Origin of the sequence: Streptomyces sp. BE20, assembly GCF_036322525.1 — a bacterium.
GTDB lineage: Bacteria > Actinomycetota > Actinomycetes > Streptomycetales > Streptomycetaceae > Kitasatospora.
Genome location: NZ_JAQYWW010001014.1, coordinates 17,427 through 32,277, shown reverse-complemented (window position 1 = coordinate 32,277; position 14,851 = coordinate 17,427). Strand labels below are relative to the sequence as shown.

Genomic DNA, 14,851 nt, shown 5'->3' with positions numbered 1-14,851 from the left:
CCGTAGAGCGAAGTGGACCAGGTGTCCACTTCGCTCTACGGTGAAGCCATGACGGAACTCCCGATGGCCGACGGCCCCCCACCGCGCGAGCGGGCCGACGCCGCCCGCAACCGGGCCAAGGTCCTCGCCGCCGCCGAGGGGCTGTTCGCGGCGGGCGATCCGGCCGCCGTCACCATGGACGACATCGCCAAGGCGGCCGGCATCGGCCGCGGCACCCTCTACCGCCGCTACCCGGACCGCGCGTCGATCGCCCGCGCCCTGCTCGACGAGCACGAGCGGGCCCTCCAGGAGCAACTGCTGCGCGGCGCCCCGCCGCTCGGACCGGGCGGCGGGGCGGGTGAGGCGCATCCGACGCCGGCCGACCGGCTGGCCGCGTTCTACCGGGCGATGGTCGACCTCCTGGAGACCCACGTCCACCTGGTGCTGGGCGCGGAGACCGGACTCGCCCGCTTCCGGACCGGCGCCTACGCGTTCTGGCGGCTGCACGTCACCCACCTCGCCCGGCAGGCCGGCCTGCCGGACCCGGAGACGCTCGCCGACCAGCTCCTCGCCCCGCTCGCCCCCGAGCTCTTCCGCCACCAGCGCGACAGCGGCCGCACCCCCGGGCAGATCACCGCCGGCCTCTCGACCCTCGCGCACGGCACCCTGGGCCGGTGAGGCCCGGGCGCCCGGTCAGGCGGGGACGTGCCAGATCTGGTTGTCCGCGCCGTTGCAGTCCCAGATGCCGAGCTGGTTGCCGCTGGTGGCGACGAAGCCCAGGTTGTCCAGGCAGCGGCCGGACTGCGGGTTGAGGATCGAGCCGTCGGCCCGGACCTGCCACTGCTGGGCGCCGGTGCCGTTGCAGGTGAACAGCTGCACCTTGGTGCCGTTGGCCGTCGCGGCGCCGGTGACGTCCAGGCACTTGTTGAGCGCCCGGACGGTGCCGTCGACGGCGATCTTCCACTGCTGGGCGTTGGTGCCGTTGCAGTCGTAGATCTGGACGGGAGTGCGGTCGGCGCTGCTCGCGCCCTTCACGTCCACGCACTTGCCGGCGTACCCGGAGATCTGACCGATCGGGCCGGCCGGCTGCGGCGGGAGCTTGGGGCCGGCGATCACACCGGCCGCCATCGCGGTCTCGTTGACGTTGCACGACAGCGAGACGGAGCCGTCGCCGACCCAGCTGTAGCTGCTGACGAACCGGTTGAAGGGGTGGCCGTTGGAGAGGTACTGACAGGTGGCCGTGATGTACCAGGTCTGCAGCGGGTCGATGCCGGAACACTGGCCGTACGCGTTCCAGCCGGAGGTGTAGGCGTAGCAGGTCCCGGCGAGCACCTCCGCACCGGCCGGCGCGGCCTGCGCGGTGGGTGCGGTGGGTGCGGCCTGGGCGGTGGCGGCCGGCGCGACGATCGCGGCGGCGGCTCCGAGCAGAACGGTGCTGAACAGGGCGGCGGTACGGCGCATCGGAAGGTCCTTCCGGAGACGGGTGGGCCGGTCAACCCGCCGGCGGCAGCCGTGTGGTGACGGTGCGCCAGTTGTGCGGGTCGCGTGAAAGCCTCAGCGGATACCGGACGGCCGTCAATGACCGCCGTCCGATATCCGCCAACCCTCCGTCCACGGAGCGGCCCCGGTCACGGGTGGACGAACCACCCGGGACCAGCAGCCGCGAGGAGCCGGACCCGCCACCGGACCGCGCCCACCGGACCGGCCGATCCGTCCGGAAAGCACCCGCCCCGCACCCGCCGCCACCCCCGGGTACGCACGTGTCACGTCGGCAGCCACCGCCCGCACCGCGTCAGCGGGGGCAACGCCGGACGGCCCGGCTCCCCCGTTCACCGGGGGAGCCGGGCCGTTCACGGTCGAGTCGCTCAGTCGGCCTGGCGGCGCTGGCGGCCGGTGCCGTAGTTGGAGCCGGACTTGGCGCCGCTGCCGGGCTTGGCACGGCCGGAGGAGCGGCCGATGAATCCGGCCGCCTGGCGGGAACCGCCGCCGCCCTGGCCGCCCTGGCCGCTGCCGGAACCTCCGGCACCGAGCCGCTGCTTCGGACGGGGGCGGCGCGGGTTGCCGTTCATGTCGACGTCGGCGGGCAGCGCGGAGCGCTTGCCGGGGCGACGGCGCGGGGCGGAGGACTTGCCCTCGGCCGCCGGGGCGGCGGCCGGGGCGGGCACCGCCAGGGTGACCGGGACGCCACTGGGGGTACGGGCGCCGGTGATCCGGGTCAGCTCGGCGTCACCGGGACGGATCCTGGTGGTGGTCGGGCGGATGCCGGCCACCGTCATCAGCCGGTTGACCTCGCGGCGCTGGTCGGGCAGCACGAGGGTGACCACGGTGCCGGACTCGCCGGCCCGGGCGGTGCGGCCGCCGCGGTGCAGGTAGTCCTTGTGGTCGATCGGCGGGTCGATGTTGACGACCAGGTCGAGGCCCTCGATGTGGATGCCGCGGGCGGCGACGTTGGTGGCGATCAGCGCGGTGATGTGACCGTCACGGAACTGGTCGAGCACCCGGTTGCGCTGCGGCTGGGACTTGCCGCCGTGCAGGGCCGCGGCCTTCACACCGGTGGCGAGCAGCTGCTTGGCGAGCCGGTCCGCGCCGTGCTTGGTGTGCACGAACATGATCACGCGCCCGTCGCGGGAGGCGATGTGGGCGGCGGCGGAGGCCTTGTCGGCCTGCTCCAGCTGCAGCAGGTGGTGGTCCATGGTGGTGACGGCACCGGCCGAGGGGTCCACCGAGTGGGTGACCGGGTCGGTCAGGAAGCGCTTGACCAGGCGGTCGACGTTGCGGTCCAGGGTGGCGGAGAACAGCATCCGCTGCCCGCCCTCGGCGACCTGCTCCAGCAGCTTGGTGACCTGCGGCAGGAAGCCCATGTCGGCCATCTGGTCGGCCTCGTCCAGCACGGTGATCGCGACGTCGGAGAGGTTGACGTCGCCGCGGCCGATCAGGTCGTCCAACCGGCCGGGGGTGGCGACCAGCACCTCGGCGCCGCGCCGGACGGCGTTGGCCTGCCGGGTGATCGACATACCGCCGACGACGGTGGCGATCCGCAGGTTGACGGCGGTGGCGTACGGCGTGAGCGCCTCGGTCACCTGCTGGGCCAGCTCGCGGGTGGGCGTCAGCACGAGCGCCAGCGGGTGGCGGGCGTCGGCGCGCTTGCCGGCGGTGCGGGCGAGGACCGGCAGGCCGAAGGCCAGGGTCTTGCCGGAGCCGGTACGGCCGCGGCCGAGCACGTCGCGGCCGGCGATCGAGTCGGGCAGGGTGGCCGACTGGATCGGGAACGGCTCGGTGACGCCCTCGCGGGTGAGCGCGCTCAGGATGCCCTTGGGGAGCTCCAGCTCGGCGAAGCTCGCCGCCGGGGGCCGGGCCGGGGTGCCCTCGACGACGGTGAAGTCGGCGGCCTCGGCGACGCGGGGCGCGTTGCGGCGAGGGGTGCGGGGGGCGCCGCCGCGGGGGGCACCGGAACGGGCGCCCTCGGTGCGGGGCGCGCCGGTGCGCGGGGCGCCGCCGGTACGGGTGGTGCGGGGCTTGCGGGTGCGACCGCCGTCGCGGGGCGGCTGGGCAGGGGTGGTCACGGTTTCTCCATCCGTCGGTCAACAGCCCCGTTCAAAGGGCTGCCCGGCCGTCGGGAAAGGAGTGCGCCGCCCCGGCCGTTCGGCGGCATGGACGAGGGCCCGCACCGTGCGGTACGGGCCCTCGCTACGCGAGATCGCGAGTCAGCTCGGAAGCCGGACTCAGATGACGCGGATGTTCTCGGCCTGCGGGCCCTTCTGGCCCTGGGTCACGTCGAACTCGACCTTCTGACCCTCGACCAGCTCGCGGAAGCCCTGGGCGCTGATGTTCGAGTAGTGGGCGAACACGTCCGGGCCGCCGGTCTCCTGCTCGATGAAGCCGAAGCCCTTTTCGCTGTTGAACCACTTCACGGTGCCGGTAGCCATAACCGTCTCCTCTAACTGGGGCATCGGAGCCCACACCTCGTGGACCCCGTGTAGCCGCGATCCCCATCCGGAGGCTGAAACACCGGACAAAACAAATGCGCCTGTTGGTTGGAACCAGCAGGCGCACACAAGCGTTCATGGGAACCAAAACTGCAACTGGTTCGACTGTAGCACGGCCGCACCCCGATTGACCGGGGATTTTCTGCTCTACAGATCACGTTTGCAGCCCTCGGGAAAGGGGCAACCCGGCGGCGAAAAGCGCACACGGCGCCCGCCGGAGCGGGCGCCGTGTGCGCGTGCGTGGTGCGTGGTGACGGATACGCCGTACGTGCTGCGCCGTACCCGCCGGGTGACCGGTCGGTCAGCGGCGCCCGGCCGCCTCCGGCAGTCCGTGCGCGTCCTGCGCGCCGCCCACGGGGGCGTGGCCGGCTCCCGGGGCGTCGCCGTGGCCGGGCCACCAGGCCGCCCGGCCGATCAGCGCGGTGAGCGCCGGGGTGAAGAACATCGCCATCACGAAGGCCGCCAGGATGATGCCGAAGGCCATCGCGAAGCCGAACTCCAGCATGAAGATGTTGCCCGCGAGCATGAACGTCCCGAACGACGCCGCCAGGATGAAGCCGGCCGCGGCGACGGTCGGACCGCCGTGGCGCAGCGCCTCCCGGGCCGCCTCGCGCGGGGAGCGGCCCTCGCGGGCCTCCTCGCGCAGACGGGCGATGATCAGGATGTTGTAGTCGGTCCCGATCGCCACCACGAAGAGGTAGATCAGGATCGGCAGCATGAACATGATGCCGTGCTCGCCCTTGATGTTCTGGAAGAGCAGGGTCGAGGACCCGAGGGTGGCGGTGAAGCCGAGGCCCACCGAGGCCATCAGGTACCAGGGGGCGACCACGCTGCGCAGTTGGAGCCCGAGGATCAGCAGGATCAGCAGACCTGCGATCGGGAACACCAGCTTGTAGTCGTGGCTCATCGCCAGGTTGATGTCCTTGTAGACGGCGGTCAGGCCGCCGACCTTGGTCTCGGTGCCGCCCGGCGCCTGCGCGTGGGCGACCTCGCGCAGCTTCGTGAGGGTGTCTATCGCCTCGTTGCTGGACGGCTCGTTCTTGAGCAGCACGGTGAAGTCGGCGGTGGCGCCGTCCTCGCTGAGCTGGGGCTTCGACGCGGCGGTGGCCACGCCGGGAACGCCGCCGAGCTTGGCGGCGAAGCCCTCGAACGCACCCGCGTCGAGCTTGCCGCCGCCGGTGGTGGTCAGGTAGACGTGGCTCGGGTCGGCGGCGCCGGCCGAGAAGCCGTTGACCAGCTTGTCCTGGACGACCATCGACTCCTTGTCCTTGGGCATGGAGCTGCCCGCGAGGTCGAAGGTGCCGTTGTAGCCGAGGGCGCCGGCCGAGAGGGCCAGCAGCACGCCGCCGGAGGCTACGGCGACCAGGGCGGGGCGCTTCTGCACCAGGCGGCCGAGGGCGAGGAAGCGGGCGTCCTTGGGCTCGTTCATCCACTTCTTGCCGGGCCAGAAGACCGCGCGCGCCGGGATGACGGCGAGCAGGGCCGGGGCCAGGGTGAGCGAGGCGAACGCGGTGACGACGACGGCGATGGCCAGGGCCGGGCCGAGCGCCTTGAACATGCCGAGGCTGGAGAGGATCAGCACCGCGAAGGCGACGGTGACCGCGCCGGCCGCGGAGGCGATGGCCTCGCCGACCCGGCCGACCGCGTTGGCGACGGCTTCCTTGCGGTCGTCACCGGCGCGCAGCCGCTCGCGGTAGCGGAACGCCAGGAACAGGAAGTAGTCGGTGCCGACACCGAGCACCACGACGATCAGGATCGCCGACAGGACCGGTGTGCTCTCCAGTTTGAACGCCTTGGTGGCGTAGGCGATCAGGCCGTTGGCCGCCGGCATGGCGATGATCAGCGAGACCACGATCGGCAGCAGTCCGGCGAGGACGCTGCGGAAGATGATCCCGACGATGATCACGACCAGCACCAGGGTGGCCAGCGCGATCACGGCGTCGGCGGCTCCGGAGGACTCCTTCTGGTCCAGCGCCTGGGCGGCTGCGCCGCCGAGCTGGAACTTGAGGTTGGTCCCGGAGGTGAGGGACTTGCCCTCGTCCCGGAGCTTCTTGGCGGCCTCGCCGAACTCGTCGGACTGCTGGGTGGCCTTGTCGATGGCGATCGGGGCGAGCGCGTACTTGCCGTCCTTGGAGGTCGACTGCTCGCTCGCCGGGACGATCTTCTCGACGTGCTCGATCTTCTTGTCGGTGAGACCCTGGACGATCTTGGCCATGGCGTCCTTGTCGGACGCGTCCATCGGGGCACCGTCGTTGCGCTCGAAGAGCGCGAGTGCGGACGGCGTGAAGTTGGCCGGGAACGCCTTCTCCTGGAGCACCGAGGCCTGGATCGACTCGTAGTGCTTGGGAAGGAACGAGGCCTCGTCGGTCTGCGCGGTGATCTTCGGGGCCGATGCGGCGATGGCGATCATCGCGATGACCCACGCCGCGATCACCCACCAGGCGCGACGGACGACGAAATGTCCTAGTCGGTGGAACATGCTCGTGATGCCTCCTGGGCATGGTTCACCGCAGCCCTTGGGGGACGGGACGCCGGGCGACGGATCGAGACCGGCCCGGGCCGTGCAGGGGCACAGCACCTAGCCGGTCGGCAGGTAAGTATTCAGGGAGCATCATCCTACGACCGCTTGTTTGCCGGCCGGCAAACAACCCCCGTAACCCTGTAGCCGATCCCCCTGAGGCCGCCGTACGGAGGCCGCACCCATCTTCGCGCGCGTAGGACACCCGTGACCTCGTGCTCCGGGTGGAGACCGATCCCCCTCAGGGTGGACTTTTTACCCTCCCGCAGGGAGGAGAAGTCAGGGTTCCCTGGTAGGGAAAACCCCACCCCTCCCCCGAGGAAGACCACAGGGGGAACTCCCCCGCCAGCCGGATACTCCGTCAACCTCCGTCTCCCTAAGGTCGATTGCGACGCCGGATCCGCAGCCGGCTTCCGCTCCCGGCGGCCGACCACCGCCGTACCACCGGCCGCACCCGCTCACCGGGGCTCCGGCCGCTCTCCCAGGGGGACCTCGTGAAGACCAAGCTCGGCATGGCCGCCGCGATGGGCGCATGGAGCGCCCGGCACAGAAAGACGGCCGTCTTCGGCTGGCTGATCTTCGTCGTCGCCGCCGCGTTCCTCGGCGGCCTGCACGGAAGCACCCAGGTCAAGGAGTCCGAGGCGATGCCCGGCCAGGTCTCCCGGGCCGCCAAGATCCTCGACGACGCCGGACTCAAGTCCCCGGCGAGCGAGACCGTGCTGATCCAGAGCGCCACCCTGACCTCCGAGGCCCCCGCCTTCAGGACCACCGTCGAGCAGGTGATCAAGGGCGTCGACGGCACCGGCAAGGCCGACGGCATCCGCTCCCCGTACGACACCCGGGCGATCTCCGCGGACGGCCACTCCGTCCTCGTCCAGCTCACCGTGAAGGGCGATCACGACGAGGCGGTCGAGAACGTCACCGCCGTGGTGGACGCCGTCGCCGCCGTGCAGAAGCAGCACCCCGACCTCACCGTGGTCGAACTCGGCGACGCCAGCTCCGGCAAGTGGATCGACCAGCAGTTCGCCGACGACTTCGCCCGCGCCGAGTGGACGGCCGTCCCGCTCGCCCTCGGCATCCTGCTGATCGCCTTCGGCGCGCTGGTCGCCGCCGTCCTCCCCGTGGTCCTCGCCATCACCGCCTTCGTCGCGGCCGGCGGGCTGGTCGCCCTCAGCAGCGGGTTCCTCCACACCAGCAACAACGCCAGCTCCGTGATGCTCCTCGTCGGCCTCGCCGTCGGCGTCGACTACTGCCTGTTCTACCTGCGCCGCGAGCGCGAGGAGCGGGCCGCCGGCCGCGACCTGGACACGGCGCTGAAGGTCGCCGCCGCCACCAGCGGCCGGGCCGTCCTGGTCTCCGGCGTCACCGTGGTGGTCGCCATGGCTGGCATGTTCCTCACCGGAATCGCCGAGTTCCAGGCCATGGCCTACGCCACCATCGTGGTCGTCGTCACCGCGGTGCTCGGCTCGCTCACCGTGCTGCCCGCCCTGCTGTCCATGCTCGGCGACCGGGTCGACAAGGGCCGCGTCCCCTTCCTCCGCAAGCTCCGCCGCGCCGACGCCGCCACCACCGGCGGCCGGTTCTGGAACGCCGTCCTCACCCCCGTGCTGCGCCGCCCGCTGGCCGCCACCGTCCTCGCCGGCGCCGTCCTGCTCGGCCTGTCCGCGCCCATGCTCACCATGCACACCGCCAACCTCACGTTCCAGCAGCAGCTGCCCGAGGGCAACCGGCTGGTCGCCGTCTCGCAGAAGATCGAGGCCGCCTTCCCCGGCAGCCCGGCCCCCGCCTCCGTGGTCATCAAGTCCACCGACATCGACTCCCCCGCGATGACCGCGGCGATCGCCGACCTCAAGGCGAAGGCCCTGGCCAGCGGCCGGATGCACGGTCCGGTGGACGTCACCGTCCACGCCGAGCAGAACGTCGCCACCGTCGACATACCGCTCAACGGCACCGGCAACGACGACGTCAGCAACGGGGCGCTGAAGGCCCTCCGCGAGGACCTGGTGCCCTCCACCGTCCTCAAGGTGCCCGGCACCGAGGCCCCGGTCACCGGTCGCACCGCCGGCTCGTACGACTTCAACGCCAAGATGACCGGCTCGATGCCGCTGGTGTTCGGCTTCGTGGTGGCCTTCGCCTTCCTCCTGATGCTGACCTCGTTCCGCTCGCTGGCCGTCGCCGGCACCGCCGTGGTGCTCAACCTGCTCTCGGTCGGCGCCGCGTACGGCGTGCTCACCCTGGTCTTCCAGCACGGTGTCGGCGCCTCCCTGCTCGGCACCGCCGGGGTCGGCGCGGTCGAGTCCTGGGTGCCGCTCTTCCTCTTCGTGATCCTCTTCGGCCTCTCGATGGACTACCACGTCTTCGTGGTCTCCCGGATCAAGGAGGGCCACGACCGGGGCATGCCGACCCGGGCGGCCGTCGCGCACGGCATCCGCTCCACGGCCGGGGTGGTCACCAGCGCCGCGGTGATCATGGTGGCGGTGTTCGGGGTCTTCGGCACCCTCTCCATGCAGGCGATGAAGCAGATGGGCGTCGGCCTCGCGGTCGCGGTGCTGATCGACGCGACGATCATCCGCGCGGTCCTGCTGCCCGCGGTGATGACCCTGCTCGGGGACCACAACTGGTACCTGCCCCGCTGGCTCGGCCGGCTGCCGAACCTCTCGCACGGCGAGACCTTCCCGCCGGTCGGCGCCCCCGCCGCGACGACCGCCCCGCCGGCCCCCGAGCCGGCCCTCCAGGCCCGGCACCGCCGGATCGAGGTCTGACCTTCCCCTCCGACCTCACACCCGCCGGGCCCCGCGACACGCGGGGCCCGGCACCTCTTTGCCAGAATGATCGCCGTCTCCCCCCGGAGCCCGCCCTCACCCCCGCCCGCACACCCCCGCCGTCCGTCCGGAGCCCGGCAGGCCGCAGGACGAAGGCGGGCCCCGACCGCCACCACGGAACGGACCCCCATGCTCCCCTTCGACGAGAGCCGGGCCCGGCTGATCCTCGCCCACGCCTGCGAGTCCGCCGGCCTTCCCGCGCCCGACGGCGCGCGGCTGCTCGCGCTCGGCGAGAACGCCGTCTTCGACCTCGGCGACCCGGCCGTGGTCGCCAAGGTCGGGCGCGGCCCCGAACTGGCCGAGCGCACCCGCCGTGAACTCGCCGTCGCCGACTGGCTGGCCGGCCGGGGCATCCCCGTGGTCCGCCCGTACGACGCGCTGCCCGCCGAACCGCGGCACACCCTCGGGCACCCCGTCACCTTCTGGCACCGGCTCCCGCCCGCCGGGCGGCCCGCCCGCCCGGCCGACCTCGCCCCGCTGCTGACCGCCCTGCACCTGCTGCCCGACCCGCCGTTCCGGCTCTCCCGGCGCGACCTGCTCGCCCCCGTCGAACGCTGGCTCGCCTCCGCCGAGGGCCACGTCGACCCGGCCGACGTGGACTTCCTGCGCCGCCGCCGGGACACCTTCGCCGCGGCCCTGCCCGACCTCCACCCGCACCTGCCGACCGGGGTGATCCACGGCGACGCGTTGCCGCGCAACGTCCACATCGGGCCGGACGGACCCGTCCTGCTCGACCTGGAGACCGTCTCGCGCGACCTGCGTGAGCACGACCTGGTGGTCCTGGCACTCAGCCACGACCGCTACGGCGTCCCCGCCGAGGAGTACCGGGCGTTCACCGACGCGTACGGCTGGGACGTGCGCGAGTGGTCCGGCTTCACGGTGCTGCGCGGGGCCCGCGAGACGGCGAGCGCCTCCTGGGTCGCCCAGCAGGTGCCGGGCAACCCGGCCGCGCTCGCCGAGTTCCGGCGGCGGGTGGACTCGCTGCGCTCGGGGGCGACGGAGGTGCGCTGGTACCCGTTCTGACCCGGCGGCCGGTCCGGCGGGCGGGCGGGGCGGGCGGGCGGGCGGCGGACCGCGCGTGGCGGCGGCCCTGAAAGGCCGTCGGGGCGGGGTGTCCCCCGAGGAGGGCGCAACCGGGTCGATGCCATCGGCGTCCTATCCGACAGTCATCCCGACCGAGGATCGGCATCCGCCTCTGCACCTCAGGAGCCGCCGCCATGCCGCAGCACTCCGCCCCGCCGCGCCCCTCGCCCTCCGCCCGGCGCCGCCGACTCGTCACGGGCTGCGCCGCGCTCGCCGCCTCGCTGGCGCTCGCCGCCTGCGGCACCGCCAACGGCGCGCTCCGGCCCGAACCGGGCACGACCACCGCCGCGCCCTCCTCGCCGACGGGCCCGGCACCGACCGCCCCCGCGTCGCCGTCCGCGCCACCGCCGTCCGGACCGCCGTCGTCCGGCCCTCCGGTGTCCGGCTCCGTCCCGGCCACCCCTCCGGTCACGTCACCGCCCACCCGCACGCCCGCCCCGAAGCCCACCACCCCCCGCCCCCCGACCGCGAGGCCGACGACACCCCCCGCACCGGCGCCGTCCCCCACCACCACCGCGCCCGGGACTCCGGCGCCCCCGGCGCCCTCCACCGGGGTCTCCACCACGATCGCCGGTTCCACCGCGTCCGGCGGCCGTACGGTCGCGCTCACCTTCGACGACGGCCCCGGCCCGGCCACCGGCCAGGTCCTGGACCTGCTCGCCCAGTACCACGCCAGGGCCACGTTCTGCCTGGTCGGCAAGCAGGCCGCCGCCGATCCGGCCGCCGTCCGGCGGATCGTGGCGGCCGGCCACCGGCTCTGCGACCACAGCGTCGACCACCCGCAGCCGTTCGCCGCCCTCCCGCACGACCGGGCGGTCCGTCAGATCGCCGACGCCGAGGCCATGATCGTCCGGGCCGGCGGCCCGGGCACCGCGGTCGGCTGGTTCCGCGCCCCCGGCGGCGCGTTCACCGAGGACAACCGGCGGATCGCCGCGGACAACGGCCTGCGCCCCCTCGGCTGGTCGGTCGACCCGCGCGACTGGTCCCGCCCCGGCACGGCCGCGATCGTCTCGGCCGTCCGGACCCGGCTCAGGCCCGGCGGCGTCGTACTGCTCCACGACGGCGGCGGCGACCGCAGCCAGACCGTCGCCGCGCTCCGGCAACTGCTGCCCTGGCTGGTGGCCCAGGGTTACCGCTTCGACGTCCCGGCGAGCTGATCCGGTCACCCGGGCACCGTCCGTCCCGTCACCCACGCCCCCTAGAATCCGGCCCATGGCCACCGATCACCCCACGGAACTCGGACCGCTCGGACCACGCCTGAGTACCGGTCGGGTCCTCGGACTGCTCGCGCTCGCCACCCCCGTCGCGGCGGCCGGCTGGATCACCGGCACCGGCTTCGTCCGGGCCTTCGTCGAGGACGCCTGCGGGCCCGAACGGTCCTGCGGCGGCCTCGACGTCGCCGTCCACCTCGCCGGTGGCCTCCTGTGCTGGCTGGCAGCCCTGGTGGGCACCGCCACCACCGCGCACGGGGACGGTCCGCTGGACGGCGACTCGGCCACCTCCGACCGCGGCGTCCTGCTCGGCTGCGTCGCCCTCGGTCTGGTCGGCGCCTCCTTCGCCGACAACACCTTCCACCCGTGGCTGCTCGCCCCGGTCGCCCCGCTCGCGCTGGCCACGATCGGACTCGACCGCTTCGGCGCCCGGCGGTGGCGCACCACGCGGACGGAGCAGCTCCGCGCCGCCGAACAGGAGCGCAGGCTGGCCGAGTCCGGTGTCACCGCCGCCGGCACGGTGGTGGGCGTCGCCGGTGACGGCAGCACTCACGACGGCGACCCCGTCCTTCGGCTGACCGTCGAGTTCACCACCCCGGCCGGCACCGTCCACACCACCACCGTGACCGGCGCCTTCCCCGCCCCCGGGGGCCCGCGCCGCGGCAGCCCCGCCGAGGTCCGCTACGACCCGGACGACCCGTCGGTGGCCCGGGCCACCGTCACGGACCCCGGCCCCGACGACGCCGTCCCCACCACCACCCCCGGAGCCGCACCGCCGGAGATCGTGGACGGCCTGGAGCGCCTCGCCGCCCTGCACCGTCAAGGGGCCCTGGACGAGGTCGAGTTCGCCCTGGCCAAGGCCCAGCTGCTCGGACGCGCCCCCGAGGACCGCCGGCCCGCCCTGCCGTAGACGCCGCACCGCCGACGCCTCCCGTTCACCCGGATCTTCCCCCGCGGGCCGCCCCGGTTCACCCCGGGGGCGGTCGAACGGCACTACCGTCCGCGCATGACGACAGAGCGCCGGATCACCGGACCCCGTCTGCTGGCCCTCGTCCTCCTGTGCGGCCTCGCCGTGGCGGCCGGTCGGCTCGGCACCGCCGGACTGGTGCGGGTGCCCGCCGCCGACCCCTGCGGCCGGGAGACGGGCTGCGACGCCAACGCCATGGTGCTGGAGATCACCTGCGGCCTGGTGTGCTGGCTGCTCTCGATGGTCTGCGCGGCCGTCCTGGCCAACAACGCCGACGAGGACGACCGCTGCCACCGCATGTCGGGCGGCCTGATCCTCCCGGTCTGGCTCCTGCTCACCCTGGTGGGCGCCTACGGCGCCGACGGGGCCCCTCGCCCCTGGCTCCTGGTCCCGATCGGTGCGTTTGCCCTGATCGCCCTCCTGGCGGGCGTCCCCGCGGAACGGCGGGTGGCCCGCGAGACCGCGGTGCACCGTCGGGCACGGGCCCTCGCCCGACGACTGGCCGACCACGGCGTCACCGTCGCCGGCACCGTCACCGTGCTCACGGAAGCGGCCACCCCCGCTCCTCGCCGGGTCGGTCTGCGGCTCACCGTGAAGTACCGCACCCTCGACGGCGAGGAGCGCGCGACCACCCAGCCGGGGGCGTTCCCGGCCTACGCGCTGCCCCGGGTCGGCGACCGGGTGACCGTCCGCTACGACCCGCGGCACCCGGACGGTGCCGAGATCGCCGTCCGCCCGCCCGACGAGCAGTCCGGCGACGCCGTCTCCGTCCTCGCCCGGGAGCTGGAGCGAGTGGCCGTGCTGCACCGGGAGGGCCTCCTGGACGGCGCCGAGTTCGCCCTCGCCAAGGCGCGCCTCCTCGCTCCCGCGCCGGAGGCCGGCTACTCCACGGCGAGCCGGTAGACCTGTCGCGAGCCGCCCTCCGGCCCCGGCGCGGCGGGCTCGCCCGGGGCGAAGCCGAGCCGCTCGTAGAAGACCCTGGCGCCACTGGCCACCGCACCCGGGTGGTCGGCGCCGAAGGTGATCACCTCCACCGTCGCGGGGCCGCGGACGTACCGCCGCAGCGCGTCGTCGACCAGGGCCCGCCCGACGCCCGTCCCCCGGGCCCGCTCGGCCACCACCAGCCAGTGCAGGTGGTGGCGGCCGTCCGGGCCGGTCCCGAAGAGCAGCCCGCCGAGCGGGCCGTCCGGGCCGTCGGCGACCAGCGCGAGCCCGCGCTCGGCGTGCCCGGCCACCGCCCGGTGGAACCCTGGCTCGGCCACCATCGGTCCGAACCACTCCTCCACCTCGGCCGCGAGCCCGAGGAAGGCGGGGAGGTCGTGCTCGGCCAGTCTGATGATCATGGCGGCAGTGTCGCAGACGGACCGCCGGACGGCAGGCTGCCGGGCGGCCCGGCGGCGGATCGGCAACGCGACCGCACCCGGCCGCGTTCCGGTCACGGGCCGGGTGTGCCGCCGGGCACCGGTGCCCGCACCGCCGCCCGCACCGCGTCGGGCGGGCGCGGTGCGATCACCGGCCGCCGGCCGCCTCAGCGCAGGGGCCAGCGGGGGTCGATGACGGCCTGCGGGTCCTTGCCGCGGCGGAACCACGCCTGGAGGTCCTCGGCCCAGACCCGGTACCAGCCGATCTGGCGGGTGTGGAGCTCGGCGGGCGGGACGGCGCCGACCTCGGCCGGGTAGCGCTCACCCAGCGCGACGGCCACCCGGACGGCGGCGAGCGCGTCGCTGCCGGCCTCGTGCGCGTCGGTCAGCTCGACGCCGTACACCTCGCAGACCCGCTGGAGCGTCCGGGAGCCCTTGCGGTACTTGTCCACGGCGCGGTCGATGACCAGCGCGTCGAGGACCGGTCCGACGGGGCCGCCGAGGCGCTCGGCGAGCGACGGCAGTCCGTGCCGGCGCAGCTCCGCGTCGAGCAGCGAGAGGTCGAAGGTGGCGTTGAAGGCCACCACCGGACGCCCGGCGGCGAGCCGCTCGCAGAGGGCGGCAGCTATCTCGTCCACCGCCTCCTTGGCCGGGCGGCCCTTGGCGCGGGCGAGGCCGTCGCCGATGCCGTGGATCGCCTCGGCCTCGGCGGGGATCGGGACGCCCGGGTCGAGGAGCCAGCCGGTGGCGCTCAGCCGGCGGGCCCCGACGGTGTCCACGAGGGCGGCCGTGACGATGCGGTCCACGGCCGGGTCGGTGCCCGTGGTCTCCAGGTCGAAGCCGACCAGTGGCTGCTGCCACCAGCTCATAGGGGTGTGTCCTTCCGTCCTACTGGTCGAAACAGCCCCTATCATCGCCCGCCCC

12 protein-coding genes are annotated in these 14,851 nt (G+C 73.9%); 6 read left to right on the top strand and 6 right to left on the bottom strand.

Translation table 11 applies throughout. The annotated features are described in order from the left end of the window. Window positions 1-48 precede the first annotated feature (48 nt). On the top strand, window positions 49-657 hold the full coding sequence (locus tag PUR61_RS26400; protein WP_329881902.1) for a TetR/AcrR family transcriptional regulator: 609 nt from the start codon (window positions 49-51) through the stop codon (window positions 655-657). 15 nt (window positions 658-672) lie between these two features. Here the strand turns inward: PUR61_RS26400 and PUR61_RS26395 are convergent, their stop codons facing one another. The 4 genes from PUR61_RS26395 to PUR61_RS26380 form a co-directional block, all read right to left on the bottom strand. Continuing rightward, window positions 673-1,440 (bottom strand): ricin-type beta-trefoil lectin domain protein, encoded by a 768-nt coding sequence (locus PUR61_RS26395; RefSeq protein WP_329881901.1) that lies wholly within the window; start codon window positions 1,438-1,440, stop codon window positions 673-675. Between the two features lie 404 nt (window positions 1,441-1,844). Continuing rightward, window positions 1,845-3,542, bottom strand: coding sequence for a DEAD/DEAH box helicase (locus tag PUR61_RS26390; protein ID WP_329881900.1), 1,698 nt, complete (start codon window positions 3,540-3,542; stop codon window positions 1,845-1,847). A 159-nt stretch (window positions 3,543-3,701) separates the two neighbouring features. Beyond that, window positions 3,702-3,905 carry a cold-shock protein gene (locus PUR61_RS26385; RefSeq protein WP_329881899.1) on the bottom strand — a complete coding sequence of 68 codons (204 nt, stop codon included), beginning with the start codon at window positions 3,903-3,905 and terminating at the stop codon, window positions 3,702-3,704. A gap of 361 nt (window positions 3,906-4,266) precedes the next feature. Further along, window positions 4,267-6,444 (bottom strand): MMPL family transporter, encoded by a 2,178-nt coding sequence (locus PUR61_RS26380; RefSeq protein ID WP_329881898.1) that lies wholly within the window; start codon window positions 6,442-6,444, stop codon window positions 4,267-4,269. A 551-nt stretch (window positions 6,445-6,995) separates the two neighbouring features. On the opposite strand from PUR61_RS26380, the gene PUR61_RS26375 reads away from it, so the two are divergent. The 5 genes from PUR61_RS26375 (at window position 6,996) to PUR61_RS26355 (ending at window position 13,469) form a co-directional block, all read left to right on the top strand. After that, on the top strand, window positions 6,996-9,245 hold the full coding sequence (locus tag PUR61_RS26375; RefSeq protein ID WP_443035240.1) for an MMPL family transporter: 2,250 nt from the start codon (window positions 6,996-6,998) through the stop codon (window positions 9,243-9,245). Window positions 9,246-9,434: 189 nt separating this feature from the next. Beyond that, entirely contained in the window at window positions 9,435-10,328 is an 894-nt protein-coding gene (locus tag PUR61_RS26370) for a phosphotransferase enzyme family protein (protein WP_329881896.1), read from the top strand. 194 nt (window positions 10,329-10,522) lie between these two features. Then, window positions 10,523-11,545 carry a polysaccharide deacetylase family protein gene (locus tag PUR61_RS26365; RefSeq protein WP_329881895.1) on the top strand — a complete coding sequence of 341 codons (1,023 nt, stop codon included), beginning with the start codon at window positions 10,523-10,525 and terminating at the stop codon, window positions 11,543-11,545. A 55-nt stretch (window positions 11,546-11,600) separates the two neighbouring features. Further along, window positions 11,601-12,509 carry a DUF3592 domain-containing protein gene (locus PUR61_RS26360; protein ID WP_329881894.1) on the top strand — a complete coding sequence of 303 codons (909 nt, stop codon included), beginning with the start codon at window positions 11,601-11,603 and terminating at the stop codon, window positions 12,507-12,509. Window positions 12,510-12,605: 96 nt separating this feature from the next. Beyond that, window positions 12,606-13,469 (top strand): DUF3592 domain-containing protein, encoded by an 864-nt coding sequence (locus PUR61_RS26355; protein ID WP_329881893.1) that lies wholly within the window; start codon window positions 12,606-12,608, stop codon window positions 13,467-13,469. Here the strand turns inward: PUR61_RS26355 and PUR61_RS26350 are convergent. Further along, entirely contained in the window at window positions 13,448-13,909 is a 462-nt protein-coding gene (locus PUR61_RS26350; protein WP_329881892.1) for a GNAT family N-acetyltransferase, read from the bottom strand. The two genes, PUR61_RS26355 and PUR61_RS26350, sit on opposite strands and share 22 nt — an antisense overlap. A 185-nt stretch (window positions 13,910-14,094) precedes the next feature. Next, complete coding sequence (locus PUR61_RS26345; RefSeq protein WP_329881891.1) at window positions 14,095-14,796, bottom strand: exonuclease domain-containing protein; 702 nt, start codon at window positions 14,794-14,796, stop codon at window positions 14,095-14,097. Between the last annotated feature and the right edge of the window lie 55 nt (window positions 14,797-14,851).

What these genes read in the sequence shown, in the direction of transcription:
- PUR61_RS26400 (WP_329881902.1), top strand. Translation starts at nt 49, where the DNA reads ATGACGGAACTCCCGATGGCCGACGGCCCCCCACCGCGCGAGCGGGCC.
- PUR61_RS26395 (WP_329881901.1), bottom strand. Translation starts at nt 1,440, where the DNA reads ATGCGCCGTACCGCCGCCCTGTTCAGCACCGTTCTGCTCGGAGCCGCC.
- PUR61_RS26375 (WP_443035240.1), top strand. Translation starts at nt 6,996, where the DNA reads ATGGCCGCCGCGATGGGCGCATGGAGCGCCCGGCACAGAAAGACGGCC.
- PUR61_RS26350 (WP_329881892.1), bottom strand. Translation starts at nt 13,909, where the DNA reads ATGATCATCAGACTGGCCGAGCACGACCTCCCCGCCTTCCTCGGGCTC.
- PUR61_RS26370 (WP_329881896.1), top strand. Translation starts at nt 9,435, where the DNA reads ATGCTCCCCTTCGACGAGAGCCGGGCCCGGCTGATCCTCGCCCACGCC.
- PUR61_RS26345 (WP_329881891.1), bottom strand. Translation starts at nt 14,796, where the DNA reads ATGAGCTGGTGGCAGCAGCCACTGGTCGGCTTCGACCTGGAGACCACG.
- PUR61_RS26355 (WP_329881893.1), top strand. Translation starts at nt 12,606, where the DNA reads ATGACGACAGAGCGCCGGATCACCGGACCCCGTCTGCTGGCCCTCGTC.
- PUR61_RS26365 (WP_329881895.1), top strand. Translation starts at nt 10,523, where the DNA reads ATGCCGCAGCACTCCGCCCCGCCGCGCCCCTCGCCCTCCGCCCGGCGC.
- PUR61_RS26380 (WP_329881898.1), bottom strand. Translation starts at nt 6,444, where the DNA reads ATGTTCCACCGACTAGGACATTTCGTCGTCCGTCGCGCCTGGTGGGTG.
- PUR61_RS26360 (WP_329881894.1), top strand. Translation starts at nt 11,601, where the DNA reads ATGGCCACCGATCACCCCACGGAACTCGGACCGCTCGGACCACGCCTG.
- PUR61_RS26385 (WP_329881899.1), bottom strand. Translation starts at nt 3,905, where the DNA reads ATGGCTACCGGCACCGTGAAGTGGTTCAACAGCGAAAAGGGCTTCGGC.